We start from the raw sequence: 20,183 nt of genomic DNA, 5'->3' as shown, positions 1-20,183 counted from the left end.
ACGAAACGTGCAAATTCTATCTCGGATTCCGGGATAGAATTTGTATATTTGACCCACTAAGCTCTCTACTTCCCTGTACTTTTTTGTCTCCCTTGTCATGCTAAAGACGGCACTCCATTTCACCAAGACGCTTGCCTACAATATGGGCAAGCTTCATGTCTATGCCCTTCGGTATCTGGATATGGCCATTCTGGAGTGCAATGAAATAGCAGAAGGCCACTATGGCCCTATTGCTAAGAGGTTCGCATCTGAGCGGAAAAAAGAAATCGAAGCCGAGCGAAGCCGGCGCAAACTGTTGCCCCTCGGCCAACAATACTAAATGCTGCAAACGACTCGCACCTATACCACCAGCACCCGCCAGCTGACCGTTACAGACCGTGACGGCATTGCTGCTGCGGGTGAACTGCGTCAACTCATCCTGCTTACGCGGGGCGTGCGGCAGTTTGTGGGTATTCCCGGGGCCTTGTCTGCCTCGGTGGTCTTTCCCGGCGACGGTGTGTACCAACTCGTGCTGGCCAAAGTAGCGGCCGACCTGACCACCGTACTGGACGAGTCCGAGCCTTTCCTGCATATCGAAACGGCCCAGCACCAGCGGGCCTTTGCTGATTTATACCTACGCCACTCGTTACGCCCCTATGAGCGGGGTACCGACACGGCCTACCGGGTGGCGTGGGTCCGGCTTTACAAAACCCGCAACGCCGCCGCTGAGCAGAACTTGCACCTCGTGCGGGCCACGCTGGCGACGCCCGCGCCGGCTACCGCGTTTGCTACCCAGCCCGCCACCAGCCCCCTTTCGCTGCTGGCCCCCGGCCTGCCGGCGCCCGCGCCCGGGGTGTACTACCTCGTAGACAGCCCCACGGCCGGCACCATGACCGTCATTGTGGACATGGCCAACGCCGACACGTCCGCTGTCACCTGCCTTGTGTTTGCCCCCAAAGCCACCAAGGGCCTTGTGGCCAGCGTGACCACCACGCCGCAGCGCCTGACCTTCACGGCTCCCGTCAGCAAAGACGGTATCTACCGCCTGGAAATCAGCCTCAGCGGCTCGCCCCTGGCCACGCTCTACGTGCCGGTGCAGCGCGAGCAGTTCCGCGTCTTTGCCGCCGAAATCCGCAACCTGGCCCTGACGATGGGGGACCGGGCCGCCCGCATTGACGAGGGCTGGCTTTCCCGCGCGGCCCGCCTGATTGGCGTGGAGGCCGCCGCTCGCACCGGCAACCCTGCCCTGGCCACCGCCCTGGCGGCCTCGGCTGCGGCCTTGCCCGGGGCGCCTACTCCCACGGCTTTATATCCCTTCCTGTATGGCAAGTAACCCACTACCGGGCTGGGCGCAGCTGGAAGGTGCGGCCCAGGTTCGCCTCGCGGAACTCGGCGCCCACCTGCTCTACCTCGAAAAGGAGTGCCTGCCCACGTTTGCCGTGGAAGCCTCGATGCTCCACCTCAAGCTGGGCCTGGAGCAGATTGCCCTGGAGGCTGACCCAGGCGTGCGCGAGGCCCTGGCTGGCTCCCTGCAGGAACTATACGGCCTGCTCGCCGTCGGCACCGACCCGTTCCTGCGAGCACAGTTCCCCGTCATTCCGACAACCGGCGCCACGGTGCGCCACCGCGTGCTCGTGGTCAACGGCAAGTTGCTGGTGGTCAATAGCAAACTGCTGGTTCTCAGCTCCACTCTTTCTTCTGACCTCCTAGAACAACCGTATGCTGCTTGATCCAACCGCCTTAGAAGGCCAAACCCCGCTTGAGGTTGGCTTTCTGCCCGAGGGGGTACTTCCCGGTGATGATTGGGTAGGGCTATTCACGGCCCCGCCCACGCACCCCACCTATCCAGGCAAAACCTTTGAGGTGACCCAGGCCGACCAGCGCAAGGTGCTGGCCCCGCGCGCCCGCTTCGAAATCACGGCGCCCTCCAATGCGTTTCCCGCCACGGCCGGCGTAGAAAACCAGCTCTGGTTGCACAAGCGCGGGGGCAACAAGCTCGATTGGTACCAGTACCAGGCGGGCGTGTGGGTGCTGGTCTACACCACCGACGAAACCGACAACAAGCTGCCCGTCGTTACGCTCGACGTAAGCGTGGGCGCTATTACCCTGGGCCAGAAAGTCACCCTGAACGCCACGGCCTCAGACCCCGACGGCTCTATTATCGTGGTGGAGTTCTACCAGGGCCAACTGCAAATTGGCCGCGCCACGTCTCCGCCGTATGCCATTGAGTACAAGCCGACGGCTGTTGGCGGCTTTACCTTCACGGCCAAAGCCACCGATAGCCAGGGTGCGGCCTCGGTTTCGGCTCCCAAGAACATTAGTGTGGTGGCTGCTAACCAGGTGCCGACGCTGGTTACGCTGAACGTGCCGGTAACTACGCTGGCCCTGGGCGGCACGCTGCCGCTGACCGCCGTAGTAACCGCTGGCACCTACGGCGTGGACGAGGTAACGTTCTTCGACGGCGCTACGCCGCTGAATGACCCGGTACTAACCGCGCCCTATGCCTTTGACTGGAAGCCAACCACCCCGGGCAACCACGCCCTGACGGCCAAGGTGCTCGACTTGGACGGCAACACCACCATTTCGTCCGTGGTCAACATTTTTGTTACCGCCGCGCCCGCCACGAGTACCATCACCACCTCGTTGTCTGCCTCCTCGGTGGTGGCTGGCCAGTCGGTGGTGCTCAAGGTAGCCGCTACGGCCCCGTCGGGCGTGGACTCGGTAGAATTCCTGATTGACGGCAACTCTCTCGGCCTGAAGACGGTCAAGGAGGCCAGCGGCCTCTACGAGTTGGTGTACACGCCCGCGACGGCCGGCACCAAAGTCTTCACGGCCCGGGCCCTCGACAACAACGGCGAAACCATTACTGCTGGAGGCAAGAACATTACCGTGACGGCCGCCAACCTGGCTCCCGTGGTTACCGCCTTCTCAGCCACCACCGCCACCAGCATTGCCGCTGGCGGCACGGTAACGGTGCAGGCCACGGCCACGGACAGCGACGGCACGGTAGCCAGTATCCGCATTTACGACGGCGCCGCGCTGGTCGGCACCATTACGGGCGCGTCGGGTTCTACGACCACCTCGGCGCTGGCAGCGGGCAACCACACGCTGACGGCCAAAGCCTACGACGGCACGGCTGAGGGCGCCGCCTTCGGCACTACGATTCTGGTAACGGCCACGGCCCCGCTGCCCACTTATTCCCACTTCCTGGCCGCTGACAACAACGGCGGTACCGGCCTCGATGGCATGGTACTGGCCACCGAAGGCCCCCGCAAGCTCGAATTCAACCAGAAGTCCACCACCGCTGACCCGCAGGTGCTCACCATCACCGACGGCGGGGTGACCTCCTACGTCAACTGGTCGGGTGACTACAAGGGCGACAGCGGGGCGTGGTACGACGGCGCCGGGGTGCGCCACGAGTTTGCTTTCCCGAATCCGGCTGCTGATTTCACGCTTTCCTACTAACGATGCCTTCAACCATCATTAACACCAAGATTGTGCTCGTCCGCTGGACGGGCACAACTTTAACCTTGCCTTCCGGCTCCGGTGCTATTACCGCTGCCCCGTGGGTGGTCAACGTGGATAAAATCGTGTTGATTGGCCCCCGCAACGCCACCACGGGCATCAACGCCAAGACGGTGTACACCGGTAAGTATGGCGGCAAAACCCCAGGCGGGGTGTTGGGGCAGCTCGTGAACGGTGAAACCTACGAGGTCTACACCGGGGGCAACCCCGTGGTATCCTGGGAACTGCCCACGTCCATCAAGATCAAGGAGATAGTGGAGGGAGCAGGTACCACGCCCGCCCCTACCATTACCTCGTTCTCGCCTACAACCGGCTCGATCGGCTCGACCTTCACCATTACGGGCACCAACCTGAGCAACGCGCTGGCCGTGGCAATCAACGGGGCCGTCGGCCAGATTACTAACAACACGGCAACCTCCCTTACGGCAACCGTTTCGGCTATTGCTACCACGGGCACGGTGAAGGTATATACGCCGGGCGGGCCCGCCACGAGTAGCGCTGTCTTCACCGTGCAGGGTGTGCAGCTTGACCCGCCAAGCGGCTTTTCGGCCAACGAAAACGGCGCGGGCACCATTGCCGCCGCCTGGGATTCGGTACTCAACAACAACGGCTACGAGCTGCAAGCCTCCACCAGCACCAGTTTTCCCGAAACGGCTGCGACCAAGACCGTGCAGGTGCTGCCCGACTTTGGCGGCGGCTCGATTACCGGCCTGACCGGCGGCCTGACTTACTACGTGCGCGTCCGCGCCAAGGGGCAGTTGCCGAACTACACGAACTCGGAATGGTCGGTGATTCGCACCGTGAACTTGGCCGGGGTTCCGCAACTGGTAGCGCCCACCGGCTTTACGGCCGAGCCACAGTCCTCGTCCAGCATTGGCACGAGTTGGAATAACACCTCGACAGGCAATACCGGCTACGAGGTTGAGTACGCCCTAAGCGCCAACTTCAGCCCCTCCACGAAAGTATCGACGGCAGCCAACGCCACGCAGCTTTCCATTACAGGTCTGACAGCCTCGACCCTCTACTTCCTGCGCATCCGCGCCCTGGGCGCCTCGCCGTCCGACTACACCGCCCCGGCACAGGTAACCACCGGCAACAACCTAGTGGCCCCGAACGACCTGACTGTTAGCGCCGCCCGGCTGGCAAGCTGGACCCCAATCCAGGGGGTGAACTACGAATATGAGTTCATCGAAGCTCCCGCACAGGAGCCGGCCTTGCCCACCGACCTGACGGTGAACGAGGCCACCGGGGAAGTTTCCTGGACGCCGCAGCCCGGCACCACTCTTGAAATCAACGACTCGCCCGAAGCATAATGGCCTTTACTCCCGCTCCCTCTATTCCTTTCACGGTACCCGGCACCACGGCGGGCACGTTGCGAGTACGCCCCGTGGGGGGCACTGCCGTTGCCACGGCCGCCGTGCCCGCCACGGGCGGCGGCGGCAACCCCAGCATCGACCCGGACGCACAAACCTACCTAACCAATGCGGGTTTCGCCGATACGGGCGGCCATGCGTGGGATGCCTTTTTTAAAGGGCTCAAATCAGCGGGTATCTACCCGAAGCTGAAGGCGGCCTATCCCATTGGCGGCAGCACGGCCTTGTCGCACAGCCTGAACATGGTCAATCCGCTCAACACGGATGCGGCGTACCGCCTCACGTTCCCCAACGGGGCCGTGCATGGCAACAGTGTGATGAGCTTTGACCAAAGCGGTAACGGGCAGTACGCGGAGACCCACCTGAACGTATCCGAGCTGGACCCCGACAACTTCGCCCTGGCCTTCAACACGCCCTCAGCTATTTCAGAAAGTGCCTCGGAAATAGCGGCCGTGCTTAGTAATGGTCAACTGGTGGAATTGCAAGCATTTTTTAATGGAAGCGCCTTCTTTGAGGCGGGACCAGCTACGCAAGGCCAAGCCGTGGCTTCGTCGGCAGGATTGACAGTCGGCAACCGGCCTGAGACTCGCCATGATATATACAAGAACGGGTCGTTGCTAGGAGGCGGTCAAGTAAGTGCTCTGCCGGGAATCACCTTTACTGGCTCTGACTTCAAGTTGGGCAGCCGCAACAATAATCAGTTTTCTGATAAGGTGTTCACAGGCGCTTATTTCTTTAGCCAAGCCCTGTCTGCTGCTGAGATTCAAAACTTTACCACCCTGGTTCAAAACCTGGATACGGCCCTGGGTCGCTAATTCTCCCTATTATGCCTTTAACGTTTGAACCAGCGCCCTTTCCCGGGTCGGATGGGAAAAGCCGCTACACCTCGCCCAACACGGACAAGCGCCGCATTACCCTGCGGGCTGTTGACGGGACCAACACCATTAGCATTGTCGTGCCCCAGCGGCCGGCCGGAGGAGGCGGTACCACGGCCACGCTGAGCAGTATCGACCCGGAGCCGGAGATGGACCCCGGCCAGTTAGAAATGCGCCCCTTTACGTACCAGTACTATAGCCAGGCGCAGGAAGACAACATTCCCGTTCACGATTCCACAGCGGCCGTACAGGCGTTTCTCGATCAGAACGGCCCCAAAACGCTGACGTGGAACAAGGCAGCCAGCGTGCGGACCCTGTTGCTCAACAGCGACACGACCATTCTTGCCACGGCCGACGACCTGACGGTGGGGGCCATGCTGCGTAGCGGCACCAACAAGGATATTTTCCGCAACAAAAACCTGACCTGGAACCCGGCCGCCATTATCGACCAGAACATCCGCATCAGCGGCGGCAGTTGGAACGCCAAGGGCTTTGACCAGACCTGGACGGCTACCGAGGGCTTGCCTGGGGTGCTCAATTTCCGGGGCGTGGACGGGCTGATTCTGGAAAACATGCAGCTCGTGCGGGCCAAGGTGCAAAGCGTACACCTGCAAAACATCAAGAATGGCCGGGTCAGTAACTGCCACGTCAAGAACCAGGAAGGCCAAATCTACACCGATGGCTTCCACCTGAACGGGGCCATTGACGGAATGGTCATTGAGGACTGCTCGGTAGAAGGCACCCACGATGACAAGATTGCCATTAACGGCAGTTCCGACCCCTACAGTTTCTCACTGAACAACCTGCTCAATACGCCGAACGCGCCGAACGTGTACGACGCCATGAAGACTTACAGCGGGCAGAAGAACATCACCGTGCGCCGGATTGAGGCCATCGGGGGCCGCTGGTTTGTGCGCATCCTGCCCGCCGCCTCGCTCATCGAGAATGTCTTTATCTCGGACCTGTTCGGCTACACGCACGACTACTGGCTGACCTTCGACAACTTCTATATCTCGGCCGGGACCAGCCCACAGGCCCAGCCCGGGCAGACGTACGCTAAGAACATCAACTTCACGGATATTCATGTGGACTGTCTGCCCGATGAGTCCGACCCGGATCTGAACAAGAAGGGCACCGCCTTCGTGGCCTGCAACACGGATGTCGTGAACTTCCTGCGCGTGACGCGCACCGACTACACGGCTAACTGGTGCTCGTGGCGGGTGATGGGCTACAGCCACACTACCATTACCTACAACGACGGGGTGGAGCAGGACACGGCGGCGGGCTCTACGTTCACGGCCCCAATCGTGCAGCTTGATACGCTGGTGTCGCACCCGCGCCTGACGGCCGCCACCATTGAGATCAAGAACCTGACGCACACCCGCGTGGCGGCTACGGCCTCGGGCTCCTGCCTGATAAAGATGGACCAAGCCACCATCGGTACGCTGGACCTGGCGGGCACCACGGCCCAGAACCTGGAATACCTGCTCAAGATGAACGACGGGGCCATTACCACCCTCGACCTGACCGGCACCAGCCTGAGCGGCGGCATTAAGCCCGTGTACCTGGAGGCCAACAGCTCGATTACCACCATCCGCTTTGTCGGCTACGGCGGAACGCTGGCAAGCCTGGTGGCCGGCCCCGGCGCGGCCAATGTTGGCTCACTGGCAACGGCCTAATCCGCTGCCCTCAATGACTCCCACGACTCAGCAGGAGTGCTCCTGCTACCAGAATACGAGATATGACACAATGGGAGTCCTCCCGATTAGAGCAGCTGCAGGAGCGGATCAGGGTATTGGAGCAGCAGGTCAAGAGCCTGGAAGGGCTGCCCGAGCAGGTTCGCAAACTTACGCGCCAACTCACCCAGGCCCGCTTTGACCTCGCCAAATCCATGCGTAAGCTCGAAGCCGCCACCGCCGAAAACCAGAGCCTTCGCGCCACCCTCGACATTCTCGACAACGGCGTGAAGGAACTGCTGCTGGCTACCGTCGGCAACGTCAAGTTCGGGCAGAAAGGCATTGTACAGAACCTGGAAATCTTAACGCAGGAGGTGGCCAGCATCAAGGAAAAGCAGCGCACCACCGACGCCACCGTGAACAGCCTCGACGGCACTCGGCGCTGGCTGCGAGCCAAGGCTGCTATGTGGCTCGGCGGCGCCGGGACGGCTATCGGCTCGGCCATCTGGTGGGGTATTACCCACCTGGAGCAGATTAACAAGTGGATCAACCCTCAGAAATAATGAAACTCCCGACCCCAACCGAAGCCAAAGAAAAGACGGTTTCCTGGCTTGCCCGGAATCTCTACATCATCCTGGCCGTCAGCGGCGTGGTGCTGGTTATCAGCGCGGGCGTGCTTTGCTTCTCCGTCAACCGACTCGAAGACACTGTGGCCGAAAATCCGCCGCTGACCAAGAAGCAGGTGAGGGCCCACGAAAAGGCCATTGCCGCCAAAAAGGACAGCGCCGTGAAGCTCCAGGCCGCCGCCGTGCGCCGCGACAGCGCGGCCACGCGCAAGCTGGCCAAGGTCACGGCCAAGGAAAAACACATCGACAGCCTTTTACTCGTCAACTATGAAATCATTCGCACTCGGCCTGCTGCTTCTGCTCAGCAGCTCCACCGCATTCTCTCAAACTACGGGCGCACGAAAGCCGACACCGCTCAATAACATCTGCCTGACCCCGCGCCAAGCCCAGGTTGTCAACGACTCGCTTTACCGCTTTCAGGAAGTCAAGCGGGCGCTGGCCAGTGTGCGGCAGACTAGCCGGGAGAAGACGCTGCTGTTGGCCGAGCAGAAGAAGGCCACGGCTGAGGCACTGCTGGCCGCCGACCAGTTCCGCCAAGCCGGTAACCTGCAAGCCGCCCTGACGGCCAGCGCCCGAGCCGAATCCAACCAGTGGAAGCTGAAGGCTAAACGCCGCTTCTGGGTCAACGTAGCCCTGAGCAGTGTTGTGGTCAGCGGAACCGCCCTCCTTATCACCCGCTAAATGAAACAGCGCATCCAACGCCCGCGCACGGGCTTTCTCGAAGACGCCCTGGGCAATAGCTCCTCGGCCATCCTGGTGGCTTGGCTCTGCCTGGGAATGCTCTTTGCCATCATCATTCGGGGTATGTTCATTGGCTCCATCGAGCAGGCCAAAATGTACCAGTACCCGCCCCGGGAAATCACCATTTGCTTAGCTACCATTATCGTAGGAGCCTTCGCCCTGGACAACCGCCTAGCCTTCGCCGTGGCCAAGGGCGACGCGGGCGGGTACGAGCAGGTACCTGAATCACAGAGCAACACCACGCTTACCGGCGACAAGCCGAACGTTACTGTATCCGGCCCCGACGGCGGCCCCATTGCACAAACCTAATGGCAACGACAGCACAGCTTACCAAGCGCTACGGCGCAGCCTACCCCCGTTCAGCCGCGTTTGAAACGCGGTGGATGGAAATGTACACCCTTCCTATCTGGCTGAAGCCACATTTCGCCACCGTCTACGAGGGCAAGCCGGTAACGCGCATCTGGATGAACAAGGATGCCATCGAGCCTTTTGAGGCGGTGATGCACGAGTTGGTTTGCACGGGTCTGATTCACGAAATTAAAACGTATGATGGCTGTTATAACCCGCGTCTGATGCGGGGCCTAAATACGCCCAGCGTGCACAGCTGGGGGCTGGCCTTTGACTTCAATGCTAAATTGAACCCCCTGGGCAAGGCGCCTTACGGTCCAGGTATGTTTACCCGCGAATTCGTGGCCGTTTGGAAAAAACACGGCTTTACGGCCGGCGCCGATTTTGGCAAGGGGCGTAGTGACGCCATGCACTTCGAGTTTACCCGAAAAGCGGTATAAGTGCAATTTTATTTTCATTCTATCTTCAAAAACGAGATAGAAATACCAAAGAATCTATTAGCTTTGAGAGGGTTATAGTCACGAGGACTGTAATCCTCTTTTTTTCAACGCAACGCCCTGTATGGCTGGAACCCCACAACCCGGTTCGGCGGCAGCTATTGCCCGTCAATTTTACAAAACCCATTCCCACCTCACCACCTCGGATGCGCTCGTAAAGGCAATGGTCGAAGATCCGGCCTATGTCGTTGAGCCTACCCAGTGGGACGCGGTGCGCCGAGCCTTCCAGCGCATCCTGCAGGGCGCCGTCACCCTGGACGGCCACGTTATTCCTCCTCACGAACGGGAAGCTCGCAATGAGGACGAGGAGCCATCTGTTAGCATCGACGCCGAGGACGAGGAGCCCTGGCGCGTGGTCGATGAACACTACGAATGGGAAGTGAAGGGAGCCCACGGCCGCCCGGCCCGTCATTTCCGGTTGTCGGTGGAGCAGGTGGACGAGCTGTTTTTCAATTACAGCAAGCACGGCCTGAACCTGAGTCAGACGCAGGTTATCAACAAGTTCCGCCTCTCGACTTGGCAGTGGAACAGCATGAAGGCCCGCCTGATGCTCAACAAGCTCAGCAACGTGTTTTCTCCCCACACCTGGGACACCACCGCCCCCGAGCTGCGCGAGAAGATGGTGGCGGCCAAGATTGCGGTGCGCTACAAGGACACGGGCCTGATTATCGAGCAGCAGCACCACGCCGCTACGCACAAGAAGTACGAGAAGGTCATTCAGGAGGCCGAGCAAACCAAGTTCCTGAACGACTCGGTGCTGGTGGAGCTGGCAGACCGTTTCCCCGAGGCCAAGGTGCGCTATCTGCTCCGGGCCCCTGTTGGCCCGTCGGCCCCGAACGTGCTGGCCTTCACCCTGGCGGACACCCACGCCGGTGCCAAAATCAAGAACATGATTCGCTCGTTCGACTATGACCGCGAGCAAATGTATGACTACGCCGACCAGCTGATTGCCGAAGTAAACGCCGTCGGCGCCGGCCAAGTCTGGCTGCTGGGTCTGGGGGACTATATCGAAACGCTCACGGGCCTGAACCACCCCAACAGCTGGAAGGGGGCGGATCTGTTCGGAGCAGACGCCATTGCCCACGCCTACGAGTTCTTCGTGTACTTCATTGACCGCATCGTGAACCTGCGGGGCATCCTGTCCGTTGGCGGCAACCATGACCGCATTACCTCCAGCGCCAAGGAGGACACGGCCGCCCAAGTCGCGCAGGCCGTATTTTACTTCCTCAAGCTCAATTATGGCAAGTTGCTGGACATTGAGTTTAACCCAGCCCTGGTTACCCGGGAAATCGACGGCATCAATTATATTCTCAAGCACGGCTACACCGGCGACGTGAGCAACGAGAAGAAGGCCACCGACCTGATAGCTGATTTCCAGACGCGGGGCGTGTTTACCCTGCTGCTGACGGCCGACAAGCACACCCGGGGCGTATTCCTCGACGGCAACCGCAAACGCTGGGTGCGCAGCCCGGCCTTCTTCACGGGCAACCAGTACTCGGAAGACCTTGGATTTACCGGACTCGCTGGCTCCCTGCTGATTAGGGCCGTGAAGGGCTTCCCGCACATTGTGGACGTGCCCCTGATTCCGCTCGACAAGAACAACACCTTCAATCGAAGCGCCGCGTAACAGTCTATCTCGATATTCGAGAAAAAATTGTTATTTCAATCTTGACTTTAAAGATAGAAACGGTATATTTGGGCCTCTTCTTTCCCCGACCAAGCATCGACTGTCACTAACCATTCCAGCCATGAAACGCATCTAGCCAGCGCCCGTGTACGCTACGGGCCCATTTCGCATCACACCGAGGGGCGCATGAAGCGCGTTTTGAATAACCGATAGGGTCGAATCCCTTGGCGTTGTAAAGTAGCAAAACGTGACACCTTGCGGCCTGGATAGCCGGGAGAAACCGGCACACTTAGCGAAGTAGCTCAGGGGTAGAGTACTCGGCTCATAACCGAGGGGTCCGCAGTTCGAATCTGTGTTTCGCTACACCGCCGTAGGCGCTTAACGTCGTGGTCCTTCGCGTAGGGTAAAGATTTGACTGTAGCTTAAAGGTAAAGCAATTGGCTCTTGATAAGCCAACATTTGTCGTATCGAAATCGACCAGTCAAACCAAACACCTTCGTCGCAGTATAGGCAAGCGGCTCGTTCTTTGGTGGGTGGCTCCCACGCGAAATAAGCCAACCCGGGGTGTGGTCTAGTTGGCTATGATGCCTGCTTTGGGAGCAGGAGGCCGCAGGTTCGAGTCCTGCCACCCCGACTGTGTTAGTAGCTTAATTGGTTAGAGCGCCGCACTGTGAATGCGGAGGACAGGGTTCGACTCCCGCTAACACCCTTTACTTGCACCCGGAGCCAGTGGAGGCTCCTTGGACTCCAAATCCGAGGGCGCGTTGTTCGAACCAACGAGGGTGTGCCATTTTTCACGCATTTATTCTCACGACATGGCAATCAAAGCACCCAAAGCACTCCCTACCGGTATCGTTCTGGCCGTCTTCTTCCTTGCCACGCTGGCCGACTACTACCTGATTACGCCGCTGACCTTCGGCTGGCTATCCTACGGCTCGGGCTTCGTGGCACTGCCCACTTTCCTGTTTGCTGTGTATGGCGCTTTTACCAATGAGCGCCGGGCTGAGCATCGTAATCAGGGCGAGCTGTAATGCGGCACACCATCAAGCAAGGCAAGCACCAGGACAACCGCCTGTTCTCTTCGTGGCCGCATCTGGGCCGCAAGAGCATTTCGCGGTATGTCACCTTCGGGGAGTCCTGCCGCTACACGCTACCGCAGTATAACAGCCTGGACGTAAACAAGCTGTTCGGGCTGAGCTTCGGCTTCTTCGCCGTGCATGAAAATTCCGCTCGCTTTGGGTGGCGCTGGAACGAGCAAGACCAGTGCATCGACCTGCTGGCGTATTGCTACGTCAACGGCCGACGCAACTGGAACGAGCAGATGGAGTTTCCGCTGGTGGCCCAGGTAAAGCTCGGGCAGAAGGTTCGGTTAACAATTGAGAAGTGCTTTCAGTGGTCTTCTGGATCTAGTTTGCCCAAGTATGCCTTTCTCGCTGAAGACGATGGATTAATAGGTTGTATACGCGTGGTAGACACAATTAGCGTTCCACGCTATGGCCTGACGCACTCCCTGTATTTCGGCGGCAGCCAGCCAGCCCCGCATGATATTCATATCGAAATCGAAAAGTAGCCGTGGACTTCCTTTGCAAATTCTTCTCGTGGCTCTATACGCCGAAACAGCCCGGGCCCTCGTTTCAGGATGCGCTAAACTACATCCGTCGGGAGCAGCAGCGTCAGCAACAGTGGTTTGATAAGGCCGTGGCCGAAAAACGCATCCAGGACGCGGCCAACTTCGAGCTGCACCTACTGACGTGGAACAAGGCGCGGCGGGACTTGGAAGCAATGCAGTAGAATACAGCCGCCAATCGAGCGGCTGACAGAATAGAGAGGTTGGCAATTGCCCCTGGATATGTAAAATCCTCCTTGTTGTGCGGCTTCGGCCAAGCATGTGCTCTGCAAGGGCCGGGAGGCCAGGAATGAAAGTTGGCTTGCAGAACGTGGCTTGCGGGTATCCAATCCCGCCCTCTCTACAATACAAGGGCTGAAAATCAGGTTGCAAACTGAATGCGAAAGCAGTGCCCTCGTGAAATTACCTGCTGTTGGAATGTGTGGAGCAGGTTCCCGCTGTGAAGCGGAACGCAAAGTGTCCTTGGCTGAGCCAAGTGGAAGAAATGCAGCTTTGCTAAAAAAGCCCCGCCGTAGCAGTACGGCGGGGCTTTTTGTATTAGGGCAGGGTAATGGTCTTATTGACTACCGCGCTCTGGCTCGGCTGGTCCCAGGCGGGTGGGCTGGCGTTGTCCCAGGTAACGCTGGAAAGAACGGTAGTGCCGCGTACCAGCTCGGCCAGGATGGTGCCGGTGCCTTTGGTCGGCTGCGTGCTGGTGTAGACGCCAAACTGGACTTGCTGGCCCTTGACAAACACGGACTTCTCGTTGGCTATCTGCTTGGCCGGCGAGGAGGCTCCAGCTGGCAGGGTAAGCGTCACCGCATCCTTCAGCGTGCCTACTTGCTGCACAAATGCCTTCTGGCCAGGCTGCACGTTGTCAGCCGTCACGCGCAGGTAGACTGTATTATCAGTCGCTGGCGGGGGTGGAGGGGTGGCTGGCCCAGGGTTCGACTCTTTACTGCAGCCGGCCAGGGCTGCGGTCAACAAGAGGGTGTAGAAGAGGGATTTCATCGGGCGTACAGGTATAGCTTGCCCGGAAGATACGTTGGTTTGCGCAATAAAAAAGCCCGCTGGTTAGGCGGGCTTTTCTCTTTAGCGGCTCTTGGCAATCAACACCCCTGTGAAGAGGGCCAGCGCATGCCTGTTAATATTCGGGGTGTGCAGGCCGTGGTCGATGGTCAGGGGTGGGTCGAATACTACGGTTTGCTGAGGGTCTTCATATGCCGTCGCCCTGTGGCCAGCCTCGTTTTCCCATACGGAACAGGAATAACTATTGTAGTCGGTGGGCTCGCCCCAAGAATCGAACATTGTGAAGCCCGTCGGCCGAAACCCCAACTCCCGGAGTCGCTGCCCTCTGTTTATTTTGTTATTGGGTGCGTCCATGTGTTTTCAATATCCATTGTTTGAAATGGCGGGCGCTGGCCTGGGCACGGCGCCGCGTTTTTGTGCTTACGGGGTAGGCTAATCGAGGTGTTCCGGTGCGGCGTCGCATAAGTCTGGCCGCCCAGGGCGCGTAAGCCTGCGAGGGCTGGGTGTCGTTGGTGCCGAGGAATAATAGGGTGATTTCCATTTCTTATGCAGGTGTAGAAAGTGATTCCTCAAAAACGGCTGCCAGGCTGATTTCCTCGACGGGCGGCACGGGGGCGAACCGGTCTTGGTTGAAATTTGCCTCTGGAAAGCCCGGCGCTACGTGCTCATTGCGAATCTCCTCCAGCAACAGCCCGACGGCGTGCGGGAAAATGCAGTTCTGGCGCACAGTGTAGATCGGGCCGCGCTTGGGCGCCTCGATGTTCGGGTTCTGGACCAGCAGCAGGGTAAAGTCGTCGTTGGTGCAGACTATTTGCTGACCGACGTGGAATAGGGGCGTCTTCATTGTTCTTCGTTTTCAAGCAGTAAGAGCTTACAGGGGCAAATGCAACTTGGCTGCGGCCTCGCTGGATGGGTTGACTTAGATGGGGTCGTAGCTACCATCGACGTACTGATAAGCCCACTCCTTCCAATCATCAAAGAGGTATTCTCGCTTCTGATTGTCACTGAGTTGGTCCCAGTGAGCAGGCACTTCTACCGTTACCGTTTCCTCTCTTACCCCACCTTGGCCGATATGGACAGTAAAACGGGCTTGGATTTCTATAAAATCTTGACAATCTGAATCCTGGATCATGGTCTTGGGTCTTTGTGAGGGGGGGGGCTAAAGAGTGCTGAAGGCAATATATTGGGGCAGTTCCGGCAACCCCTGGGGGACGTGCAGGTGGGTGATAGTGCGCAGGACGCCGGGAAACATCAGACTGGCTCTGCACAGGTTGCCGCGTGCGTCCAGAAAGATTTCCCGGCTTTTGTCCTGCGGCCTCGCTTGTGGGTACATGCTCAGTATTGAATGATGATGGTGTGGAATTTTCGGCAGTGCTTGCAGCGGTAGGCCAACGCCTCGTACTGCTGAATGAAGCGGTTTGCGTGCTCGGCGTCCTTCTTGGTTTTATACTGCGGCTTGCGGTGGCAGGCCAGCACGCTGGCACGGGGCCGGTCGGTGCTCATGCGGTCTTTCGGATGTACTGGTCGGGGGTCAGATTCACTGCGAAGTGCTTGGAGCGTAGGTAGGCAATAGCCCTTAGTCCATCATGTAGGCTGCACTCGCTTAGCCCGTAATCATCATTGTAGAGGGTGAATAGCTCTGACCCGTTATGATGAAAGACAACGATGTATTTGTGCCCGTTAAAGGATTCAGCCCTTGCTCTAGCCCAATCGTATTTATCTGGCCCTATGATTTTTGCTACTTCTACCGCTGGTACTGTCCCATCTTCTAAGGGAATGCAGAGGTCTTCAAAGGAGCGGAGGACCGGGGTTACATATTCTAGGTCGTGAAAAGAGGTGTAGCCGTTCGCTCCCTCCTTTTCAACTTCAACGCCAACAGCCCCAACCTGAAGCCCGCGCACCCATGCGCGAAATGAGTTGCCACTGAAGCGGTTCATTACTTCCACTTCTAGGGTGCCCAGCGGGTAGGCTTGTAGTATTTCTAGGGTAGTGCTCATGGTTTTTCTGGATAGACCAAGATGCGGCCGGTATCGGCCCACACCTTGGAGGCGTGGAGGGTGTGAACGTGGCTGTCGTCAATATGAAAAGCATCCATCCACAACTTGCTCATGTTGTCCACATCCGGTTTCTGCTGATGCGGCTTACCGCGTAGCTGGTCTTTCTTTTTGTTGGACCAGCTGGCTGGCATGGATACTTCGAAGCAAATGTGCAGGGTCGGCCCCAGCTCGTAGCCCTGCTGCAGGGCCTGGGCGCGAATGACGTCCTTGGTGGCCCGGTAGCGGGCAATCACCTCCCGGGGCGGGTTGGCCCATTTGTCTTTGCGCGTTTGCCGTGGGGCGCCCATTGGCTCGACTATAAATACTAACGGAGCTATAGCGGATTCCGTCTGTATGCGGTCAATGAATTCCTGCACGGCCGGGTGCGGCACCACTTTCGCCGTGGGCGCCGGCCGCTCCGCAGCAGCAACCCGCAGGTGCGGATTGCGCTGGGTGAGCTTGTCGAGTTGTTCTTGGCTGAGGCCGATGCGTGCCATTACCTACTTCAGGTCTTTAATGTCGATAACGACGGCGCGACAGTACAAGTCTTCCTCTTCCTTTACATCGAATTTGGCGTGGGGTAGGGTGGTGATTACGTCCCACTGGCAGTCTTTGGCGGGTGTGATACGAACTAGGTTATGGCGGTCTAACATAGCACCAAGCGCCTTATACAGGTGAAAGTCGTCCTCAATTTCCCGGATGGTTTCACTGTTGTTCTCGATAACGGAAAAGCCTGTATTATGCTTGTAAAACACGGCCTCCACACCATCCCAAGCATTAAGCTCATCATCTACTGCTCCGCGAACCTCCATTAGGTCGTCAGAGGCGCCGAAAACGACAATCAGGCCCGCTTCTTCAGCAATCTTGGCCCACTCCTTATTCACTTCGTCGCGGTACTGGCAGCCGTCTAGGCTGGCGGCTAATTGTTCTTTAGTCATGGCTGGGTTTGTTAAGCCCCGCCAGTAGAACCGGCGAGGCTATTAAACAATTGATAATCAATCACTTGCTAAAACGGCAGGTCATTATCCTCGTCGTTGGCGGCGGGTGCTGCGGCTGGCTGAGCCCGCAGGTTCGGGTTCTTGTTGGCGCTCTGGGCGGGCTGCTGGCCCTGGCCGGGCGTCTGAATCTTCCACGCATCGAGCGAGTTAAAGACGCTGACCTGGCCGTTCTTGGTAAACTCCCGGCCGCGTAGGTTGAAACTCACCTCTATTTCCTGGCCCACGGCGTAGGGGGAAAGCAGGTCGATGCGGTCATTGGTCACCTGAAACTTGATGGTCTGCGGGTAGTTGCCGTCGGGTACCGAAATAGCGAATTCCTGCAGGCGGAATTTCTCAGAAACCTGACGTTCTTCGAAAATGTGGCTGATGGTGCCGGTGGTGGTGAACGAAGTACTCATGGGGTAAAAGGGGAAAAAGTGAATGGAAAAAGTGAAATGTTAGATTATGGCTTTGCCTCGTAGAGAAGGCCGTTTTCAAGTCGAAGCGTTTTAATAACTCCGGTTCGGATGTAGCGAGAAATAGAGCCGGTGGCGGAGGGCTCGTTGCTGTAGTGATGCGAGATTCGCTTGATAGCATCCCGGAGCCGAATGCCCGGGGAGTGACGCACGGCTATTTCCAGGTTGCGCAGTGTACTTTTAAAGGTGGTCCACTGACCGCCCCGGTTGCTGCCGGCCTGCACTTCGCTTTTTTGCTCCTCGTGGAGCTTTACAGGTAGTGGTCGGCGGTTCAGGCGGCCCCGGGAGCGAGTGCGCATCATTTGCGTTTCGTGTGACTTGGGGTGAAGAGAAATCACACCGAAGCCAAATACCTGCCCGCATTCTTCAGCGAAGCGCCAGGACCGCGTTACTGGCCCGCCTTTTGGCGCGGCTACAGCCACTGAGCTGTAGTGGAAGTAGGCAGCGTTGGCGCGGGCTTGGTCCATGACGGCCAAGTTCATGGATGTTTTCACCTCAACAGCCCAGCGTATTCCGTCCCGAACGGCTACAATATCGGCGCGTCCCACGGGTGTTTCTACCTCCTGGTAGATGGCCCAGCCGTCCTCGGTCAGGCGTGCCGTGACAATGGCGCAAAACGCTTGTTCTTTATTATCTGCCATAATGAGGTGATTGAGAGTTTCGAATAGCTTTTTGAAGCAGGGTGCGGTACTTCTCGGCGTCCTGTAGCGCGGCCTCGATGGCGGCCACGGCTTGGGCGTGCGGAATGACAAGGCCCAGGGGCGAGGCCGTCGGCGTGGGCAGGTACTCGTGGGGCTGCTTCATGGTCAAAAGGGAATTTCGTCGGTGGCTTTGTTGGGGTCCAGGGGCGGGAAGCTGCGGGGCGCGTCGTCCTCGAAGGTGCTGGCGGGAAACTTGTTCTCCGGCTCGGGCGGCACTTGGTGGAAGCTGTTCCAGTCGGGCTCCGGCGTGTAGAAGCGGCCGTACTGGATGTCGCACATAATCGTTGGGTTGGCCGTTGGCCCGCCTCGGTGCTTGGCAATGTGAATCTCAGCGGTGCCGGCTGTGGGGTTGCCCATTTCGTCCTCCGTGATTTTGTAGGCTTCTGCCCGCCACGGAAAGATTACCATGTCCGCGTCCTGCTCCAGGGCACCCGACTCGCGCAAGTCGCTGAGCAGGGCTTTCTTGTCTGGCCGGTTTTCCACGATGCGGCTCAGCTGGGCAAAAGCAATCACAGGAATATTCAGCTCCTTGGCCAACTGCTTGCATCCCCGGGAAATGGCCGCCAGCTCCTGCTCGCGGTTACCTGCCTTGCCGCCCTCGCCCTTCATTAATTGCACGTAGTCAATCATTATCCACTCAATGCCCTGCTCGGCCTTCATGCGCGAAGCCTTGGCCCGCAGCTGCGAAATGGTTAGGCTGCTGTTATCATCGAACAGTAGTCCGTCGGTGCGGAGCTTCTTCGATTTGGCACGCAGATCGTCTAGTGTCACGCCGTCGGGTAGTTGGCCCTTGGTCAGCTCGCTGGCCGTGCACAAGGTTTCCAGGGCAATCAGCTTGATGGCTAGTTCCTGCTCGCTCATTTCCAGCGAGAAGAAGGCGCCGGGCTTGCGGAAGTCTACTACCGCGTTGCGAGCCATTTGCAGGCCCAGGCTGGTTTTGCCCATACCTGGCCGTGCGGCAATGATGATAAATTTACCGCCCTGCCAGCCTCCGGTTACTTTGTCGATTTCCTCAATGCCGGAGGGTACGCCCACGAGGCCCTTACGGGTCATGGCATCCTGGATGGCCTGAAATGCCGGGTCGTATAGCTCGTTCAGTGACTGCGCTTTGCGCGTGGTCATGGCATCGACACAGGCGCTGAGGCCCTGCTGAGCTTTGGCCACAATTTCCAGCGGCTTCTGGGTGCTGTCCTGCACGTCGCGGATCATCTGCTGGGCGGCGGCCAGTACTTGGCGGAGCGTGTAGTATTCGAGCAGCTTCAGACAGTGGGTTTCCGTGTCGTGGTTGCTGTTGACCCGGGCCAGCGTGGCAATGGCGTTTGGGCCGCCAGCAGCGGAAAGCCGGCCCATCGTGCGCAGCTGCTCGGTAACGGAAAGGTAGTCCACGGCCAGGCCGGCGCCGTGCAGCTCCACGGCCGCTTCGTAGGCAAAGCGGTGGATGGGCTGGTAAAAGACCTCGGGCGCTTTGAGTAGAGTGAGGGCTACACGCAGGCCGTCGGGTTGGGTAAGAATGGTGTTGAGCACAACCCGTTCCACATCCGTAGCGTGCGGCGGCACAATGGCTGGCAAGGCCGCGCTGGTATCGGCTAGGGTGGTAGGTTCGTCTAGTTCGGAAAGGTCAAGCATGAGCAGGCATGGGGTAGCGCGTCGGATAGGTGGCCTGGTACGTGGCCGGGGCATTGCGCAGGTGGACTACGCGCAGGATAGACATATAGCCGGCCAGCAACACGCTGGGCCACTTTTCGTCTGGGAGTTCAGGGGCGTATTCGGTCAGGGCATCGACGGCGCGGAAGAATTGGGTTTCGAAGTAGTCGGCCTTTTCGACCTCGGGAATGAGGGTGGCCTTCATTTTCTCGGTGACTTGCTGCTGGTGCTCGACGGCAGCCCGCATGTCGGCAAAGAGGGCGTTGAACTGCTTGGCGGCCTCCACAATGGTCTTGACCTCGCGCTTTTCAATCTCTATGGACTTGGCCGTGGCCTCGGTCTGGGGCTGGGCTTCCAGGGCCTTGATGCGGTTGCGGCGGCGCTGGGCCTGCTGCAGGAAGGGCTGGAATGCTTCGTGCAGGCGGGCTTCAAACTCGGCAATCACGG

Annotated in this window: 29 protein-coding genes and 4 tRNA genes; 20 read left to right on the top strand and 13 right to left on the bottom strand. The window is 58.8% G+C overall.

Annotation, left to right across the window (positions count from 1 at the left end):
• The first annotated feature begins 97 nt into the window (after positions 1–97).
• The 20 genes from E5K02_RS10120 to E5K02_RS10030 all read left to right on the top strand — a co-directional run bounded on the left by E5K02_RS10120 (position 98) and on the right by E5K02_RS10030 (position 13,058).
• The gene (locus E5K02_RS10120; protein ID WP_135394587.1) at positions 98–319 is read left to right on the top strand and encodes a hypothetical protein; all 222 of its coding nucleotides are present in this window, start codon (positions 98–100) and stop codon (positions 317–319) included.
• Complete coding sequence (locus E5K02_RS10115) at positions 320–1,312, top strand: hypothetical protein (protein ID WP_135394585.1); 993 nt, start codon at positions 320–322, stop codon at positions 1,310–1,312. It abuts the gene before it with no gap.
• Positions 1,302–1,709 (top strand): hypothetical protein, encoded by a 408-nt coding sequence (locus E5K02_RS10110; protein WP_135394583.1) that lies wholly within the window; start codon positions 1,302–1,304, stop codon positions 1,707–1,709. Before E5K02_RS10115 ends, E5K02_RS10110 begins: the two co-directional genes overlap by 11 nt.
• Positions 1,699–3,444: an Ig-like domain-containing protein gene (locus E5K02_RS10105; protein WP_135394581.1), complete on the top strand. Its 1,746-nt coding sequence runs from the start codon at positions 1,699–1,701 to the stop codon at positions 3,442–3,444. The genes E5K02_RS10110 and E5K02_RS10105 overlap by 11 nt, the downstream gene beginning before the upstream one ends.
• 2 nt (positions 3,445–3,446) lie before the next feature.
• Positions 3,447–4,817, top strand: a complete 1,371-nt coding sequence (locus tag E5K02_RS10100) for a fibronectin type III domain-containing protein (protein ID WP_135394579.1) — start codon at positions 3,447–3,449, stop codon at positions 4,815–4,817.
• Positions 4,817–5,692, top strand: coding sequence for a hypothetical protein (locus E5K02_RS10095; protein ID WP_135394577.1), 876 nt, complete (start codon positions 4,817–4,819; stop codon positions 5,690–5,692). The genes E5K02_RS10100 and E5K02_RS10095 overlap by 1 nt, the downstream gene beginning before the upstream one ends.
• 11 nt (positions 5,693–5,703) lie before the next feature.
• Positions 5,704–7,431, top strand: a complete 1,728-nt coding sequence (locus E5K02_RS10090; RefSeq protein ID WP_135394575.1) for a glycosyl hydrolase family 28 protein — start codon at positions 5,704–5,706, stop codon at positions 7,429–7,431.
• A gap of 62 nt (positions 7,432–7,493) precedes the next feature.
• Complete coding sequence (locus E5K02_RS10085) at positions 7,494–7,991, top strand: AAA family ATPase (RefSeq protein ID WP_135394573.1); 498 nt, start codon at positions 7,494–7,496, stop codon at positions 7,989–7,991.
• Entirely contained in the window at positions 7,991–8,416 is a 426-nt protein-coding gene (locus tag E5K02_RS10080) for a hypothetical protein (RefSeq protein ID WP_135394571.1), read from the top strand. The genes E5K02_RS10085 and E5K02_RS10080 overlap by 1 nt, the downstream gene beginning before the upstream one ends.
• Positions 8,322–8,735, top strand: coding sequence for a hypothetical protein (locus E5K02_RS10075; protein WP_135394569.1), 414 nt, complete (start codon positions 8,322–8,324; stop codon positions 8,733–8,735). Before E5K02_RS10080 ends, E5K02_RS10075 begins: the two co-directional genes overlap by 95 nt.
• Entirely contained in the window at positions 8,736–9,104 is a 369-nt protein-coding gene (locus E5K02_RS10070; RefSeq protein ID WP_135394567.1) for a hypothetical protein, read from the top strand.
• Positions 9,104–9,583, top strand: coding sequence for a M15 family metallopeptidase (locus tag E5K02_RS10065; RefSeq protein WP_135394565.1), 480 nt, complete (start codon positions 9,104–9,106; stop codon positions 9,581–9,583). The genes E5K02_RS10070 and E5K02_RS10065 overlap by 1 nt, the downstream gene beginning before the upstream one ends.
• 121 nt (positions 9,584–9,704) lie before the next feature.
• A complete protein-coding gene (locus E5K02_RS10060) occupies positions 9,705–11,267 on the top strand; it encodes a hypothetical protein (protein ID WP_135394563.1) in 1,563 nt (520 codons plus the stop codon).
• Between the two features lie 291 nt (positions 11,268–11,558).
• Positions 11,559–11,630: transfer RNA gene (locus tag E5K02_RS10055), tRNA-Met, on the top strand.
• Between the two features lie 197 nt (positions 11,631–11,827).
• Positions 11,828–11,901, top strand: a tRNA-Pro gene (locus tag E5K02_RS10050).
• Between the two features lie 2 nt (positions 11,902–11,903).
• Positions 11,904–11,975: transfer RNA gene (locus tag E5K02_RS10045), tRNA-His, on the top strand.
• An 8-nt stretch (positions 11,976–11,983) separates the two neighbouring features.
• Positions 11,984–12,057, top strand: a tRNA-Trp gene (locus tag E5K02_RS25520).
• Between the two features lie 25 nt (positions 12,058–12,082).
• Entirely contained in the window at positions 12,083–12,298 is a 216-nt protein-coding gene (locus tag E5K02_RS10040; RefSeq protein WP_135394561.1) for a hypothetical protein, read from the top strand.
• A complete protein-coding gene (locus E5K02_RS10035; protein ID WP_135394559.1) occupies positions 12,298–12,837 on the top strand; it encodes a hypothetical protein in 540 nt (179 codons plus the stop codon). Before E5K02_RS10040 ends, E5K02_RS10035 begins: the two co-directional genes overlap by 1 nt.
• 2 nt (positions 12,838–12,839) lie before the next feature.
• On the top strand, positions 12,840–13,058 hold the full coding sequence (locus E5K02_RS10030; protein ID WP_135394557.1) for a hypothetical protein: 219 nt from the start codon (positions 12,840–12,842) through the stop codon (positions 13,056–13,058).
• Between the two features lie 373 nt (positions 13,059–13,431).
• On the opposite strand, the gene E5K02_RS10025 is transcribed toward E5K02_RS10030, so the two are convergent.
• The 13 genes from E5K02_RS10025 to E5K02_RS09980 form a co-directional block, all read right to left on the bottom strand.
• Positions 13,432–13,884: a hypothetical protein gene (locus E5K02_RS10025; RefSeq protein WP_135394555.1), complete on the bottom strand. Its 453-nt coding sequence runs from the start codon at positions 13,882–13,884 to the stop codon at positions 13,432–13,434.
• 81 nt (positions 13,885–13,965) lie between these two features.
• On the bottom strand, positions 13,966–14,181 hold the full coding sequence (locus tag E5K02_RS10020; protein WP_135394553.1) for a hypothetical protein: 216 nt from the start codon (positions 14,179–14,181) through the stop codon (positions 13,966–13,968).
• Between the two features lie 265 nt (positions 14,182–14,446).
• Positions 14,447–14,746, bottom strand: a complete 300-nt coding sequence (locus E5K02_RS10015; protein WP_135394551.1) for a hypothetical protein — start codon at positions 14,744–14,746, stop codon at positions 14,447–14,449.
• A gap of 75 nt (positions 14,747–14,821) precedes the next feature.
• Complete coding sequence (locus tag E5K02_RS26315; protein WP_449405000.1) at positions 14,822–15,034, bottom strand: DUF7167 family protein; 213 nt, start codon at positions 15,032–15,034, stop codon at positions 14,822–14,824.
• Between the two features lie 203 nt (positions 15,035–15,237).
• Positions 15,238–15,405, bottom strand: a complete 168-nt coding sequence (locus E5K02_RS25515) for a hypothetical protein (protein ID WP_167856348.1) — start codon at positions 15,403–15,405, stop codon at positions 15,238–15,240.
• Complete coding sequence (locus tag E5K02_RS10010; RefSeq protein WP_135394549.1) at positions 15,402–15,899, bottom strand: hypothetical protein; 498 nt, start codon at positions 15,897–15,899, stop codon at positions 15,402–15,404. Before E5K02_RS10010 ends, E5K02_RS25515 begins: the two co-directional genes overlap by 4 nt.
• Positions 15,896–16,435: a RusA family crossover junction endodeoxyribonuclease gene (locus E5K02_RS10005; protein ID WP_135394547.1), complete on the bottom strand. Its 540-nt coding sequence runs from the start codon at positions 16,433–16,435 to the stop codon at positions 15,896–15,898. The genes E5K02_RS10010 and E5K02_RS10005 overlap by 4 nt, the downstream gene beginning before the upstream one ends.
• 3 nt (positions 16,436–16,438) lie before the next feature.
• On the bottom strand, positions 16,439–16,876 hold the full coding sequence (locus E5K02_RS10000; protein WP_135394545.1) for a hypothetical protein: 438 nt from the start codon (positions 16,874–16,876) through the stop codon (positions 16,439–16,441).
• 68 nt (positions 16,877–16,944) lie between these two features.
• Positions 16,945–17,334, bottom strand: a complete 390-nt coding sequence (locus E5K02_RS09995) for a DUF3127 domain-containing protein (protein WP_135394543.1) — start codon at positions 17,332–17,334, stop codon at positions 16,945–16,947.
• A 44-nt stretch (positions 17,335–17,378) separates the two neighbouring features.
• Positions 17,379–18,032 carry a hypothetical protein gene (locus tag E5K02_RS09990; protein ID WP_135394541.1) on the bottom strand — a complete coding sequence of 218 codons (654 nt, stop codon included), beginning with the start codon at positions 18,030–18,032 and terminating at the stop codon, positions 17,379–17,381.
• Positions 18,022–18,195, bottom strand: coding sequence for a hypothetical protein (locus tag E5K02_RS25510; protein ID WP_167856347.1), 174 nt, complete (start codon positions 18,193–18,195; stop codon positions 18,022–18,024). The genes E5K02_RS09990 and E5K02_RS25510 overlap by 11 nt, the downstream gene beginning before the upstream one ends.
• A 2-nt stretch (positions 18,196–18,197) precedes the next feature.
• The gene (locus tag E5K02_RS09985; RefSeq protein WP_167856346.1) at positions 18,198–19,718 is read right to left on the bottom strand and encodes a replicative DNA helicase; all 1,521 of its coding nucleotides are present in this window, start codon (positions 19,716–19,718) and stop codon (positions 18,198–18,200) included.
• Positions 19,711–20,181 carry a hypothetical protein gene (locus E5K02_RS09980; RefSeq protein WP_135394537.1) on the bottom strand — a complete coding sequence of 157 codons (471 nt, stop codon included), beginning with the start codon at positions 20,179–20,181 and terminating at the stop codon, positions 19,711–19,713. Before E5K02_RS09980 ends, E5K02_RS09985 begins: the two co-directional genes overlap by 8 nt.
• Between the last annotated feature and the right edge of the window lie 2 nt (positions 20,182–20,183).

This window comes from Hymenobacter metallicola, from assembly GCF_004745645.1.
In the GTDB taxonomy this organism is placed as follows: domain Bacteria; phylum Bacteroidota; class Bacteroidia; order Cytophagales; family Hymenobacteraceae; genus Hymenobacter; species Hymenobacter metallicola.
The sequence above is the reverse complement of the archived record's forward strand: the minus strand, read 5'-3'. Positions and strand labels throughout refer to the sequence as shown.

Coding starts and splice junctions, on each gene's coding strand:
- E5K02_RS10120 (WP_135394587.1), top strand. CDS start 98: ATGCTAAAGACGGCACTCCATTTCACCAAGACGCTTGCCTACAATATG.
- E5K02_RS10115 (WP_135394585.1), top strand. CDS start 320: ATGCTGCAAACGACTCGCACCTATACCACCAGCACCCGCCAGCTGACC.
- E5K02_RS10110 (WP_135394583.1), top strand. CDS start 1,302: ATGGCAAGTAACCCACTACCGGGCTGGGCGCAGCTGGAAGGTGCGGCC.
- E5K02_RS10105 (WP_135394581.1), top strand. CDS start 1,699: ATGCTGCTTGATCCAACCGCCTTAGAAGGCCAAACCCCGCTTGAGGTT.
- E5K02_RS10100 (WP_135394579.1), top strand. CDS start 3,447: ATGCCTTCAACCATCATTAACACCAAGATTGTGCTCGTCCGCTGGACG.
- E5K02_RS10095 (WP_135394577.1), top strand. CDS start 4,817: ATGGCCTTTACTCCCGCTCCCTCTATTCCTTTCACGGTACCCGGCACC.
- E5K02_RS10090 (WP_135394575.1), top strand. CDS start 5,704: ATGCCTTTAACGTTTGAACCAGCGCCCTTTCCCGGGTCGGATGGGAAA.
- E5K02_RS10085 (WP_135394573.1), top strand. CDS start 7,494: ATGACACAATGGGAGTCCTCCCGATTAGAGCAGCTGCAGGAGCGGATC.
- E5K02_RS10080 (WP_135394571.1), top strand. CDS start 7,991: ATGAAACTCCCGACCCCAACCGAAGCCAAAGAAAAGACGGTTTCCTGG.
- E5K02_RS10075 (WP_135394569.1), top strand. CDS start 8,322: ATGAAATCATTCGCACTCGGCCTGCTGCTTCTGCTCAGCAGCTCCACC.
- E5K02_RS10070 (WP_135394567.1), top strand. CDS start 8,736: ATGAAACAGCGCATCCAACGCCCGCGCACGGGCTTTCTCGAAGACGCC.
- E5K02_RS10065 (WP_135394565.1), top strand. CDS start 9,104: ATGGCAACGACAGCACAGCTTACCAAGCGCTACGGCGCAGCCTACCCC.
- E5K02_RS10060 (WP_135394563.1), top strand. CDS start 9,705: ATGGCTGGAACCCCACAACCCGGTTCGGCGGCAGCTATTGCCCGTCAA.
- E5K02_RS10040 (WP_135394561.1), top strand. CDS start 12,083: ATGGCAATCAAAGCACCCAAAGCACTCCCTACCGGTATCGTTCTGGCC.
- E5K02_RS10035 (WP_135394559.1), top strand. CDS start 12,298: ATGCGGCACACCATCAAGCAAGGCAAGCACCAGGACAACCGCCTGTTC.
- E5K02_RS10025 (WP_135394555.1), bottom strand. CDS start 13,884: ATGAAATCCCTCTTCTACACCCTCTTGTTGACCGCAGCCCTGGCCGGC.
- E5K02_RS10020 (WP_135394553.1), bottom strand. CDS start 14,181: ATGTTCGATTCTTGGGGCGAGCCCACCGACTACAATAGTTATTCCTGT.
- E5K02_RS10015 (WP_135394551.1), bottom strand. CDS start 14,746: ATGAAGACGCCCCTATTCCACGTCGGTCAGCAAATAGTCTGCACCAAC.
- E5K02_RS26315 (WP_449405000.1), bottom strand. CDS start 15,034: ATGATCCAGGATTCAGATTGTCAAGATTTTATAGAAATCCAAGCCCGT.
- E5K02_RS25515 (WP_167856348.1), bottom strand. CDS start 15,405: ATGAGCACCGACCGGCCCCGTGCCAGCGTGCTGGCCTGCCACCGCAAG.
- E5K02_RS10010 (WP_135394549.1), bottom strand. CDS start 15,899: ATGAGCACTACCCTAGAAATACTACAAGCCTACCCGCTGGGCACCCTA.
- E5K02_RS10005 (WP_135394547.1), bottom strand. CDS start 16,435: ATGGCACGCATCGGCCTCAGCCAAGAACAACTCGACAAGCTCACCCAG.
- E5K02_RS10000 (WP_135394545.1), bottom strand. CDS start 16,876: ATGACTAAAGAACAATTAGCCGCCAGCCTAGACGGCTGCCAGTACCGC.
- E5K02_RS09995 (WP_135394543.1), bottom strand. CDS start 17,334: ATGAGTACTTCGTTCACCACCACCGGCACCATCAGCCACATTTTCGAA.
- E5K02_RS09990 (WP_135394541.1), bottom strand. CDS start 18,032: ATGGCAGATAATAAAGAACAAGCGTTTTGCGCCATTGTCACGGCACGC.
- E5K02_RS25510 (WP_167856347.1), bottom strand. CDS start 18,195: ATGAAGCAGCCCCACGAGTACCTGCCCACGCCGACGGCCTCGCCCCTG.
- E5K02_RS09985 (WP_167856346.1), bottom strand. CDS start 19,718: ATGCTTGACCTTTCCGAACTAGACGAACCTACCACCCTAGCCGATACC.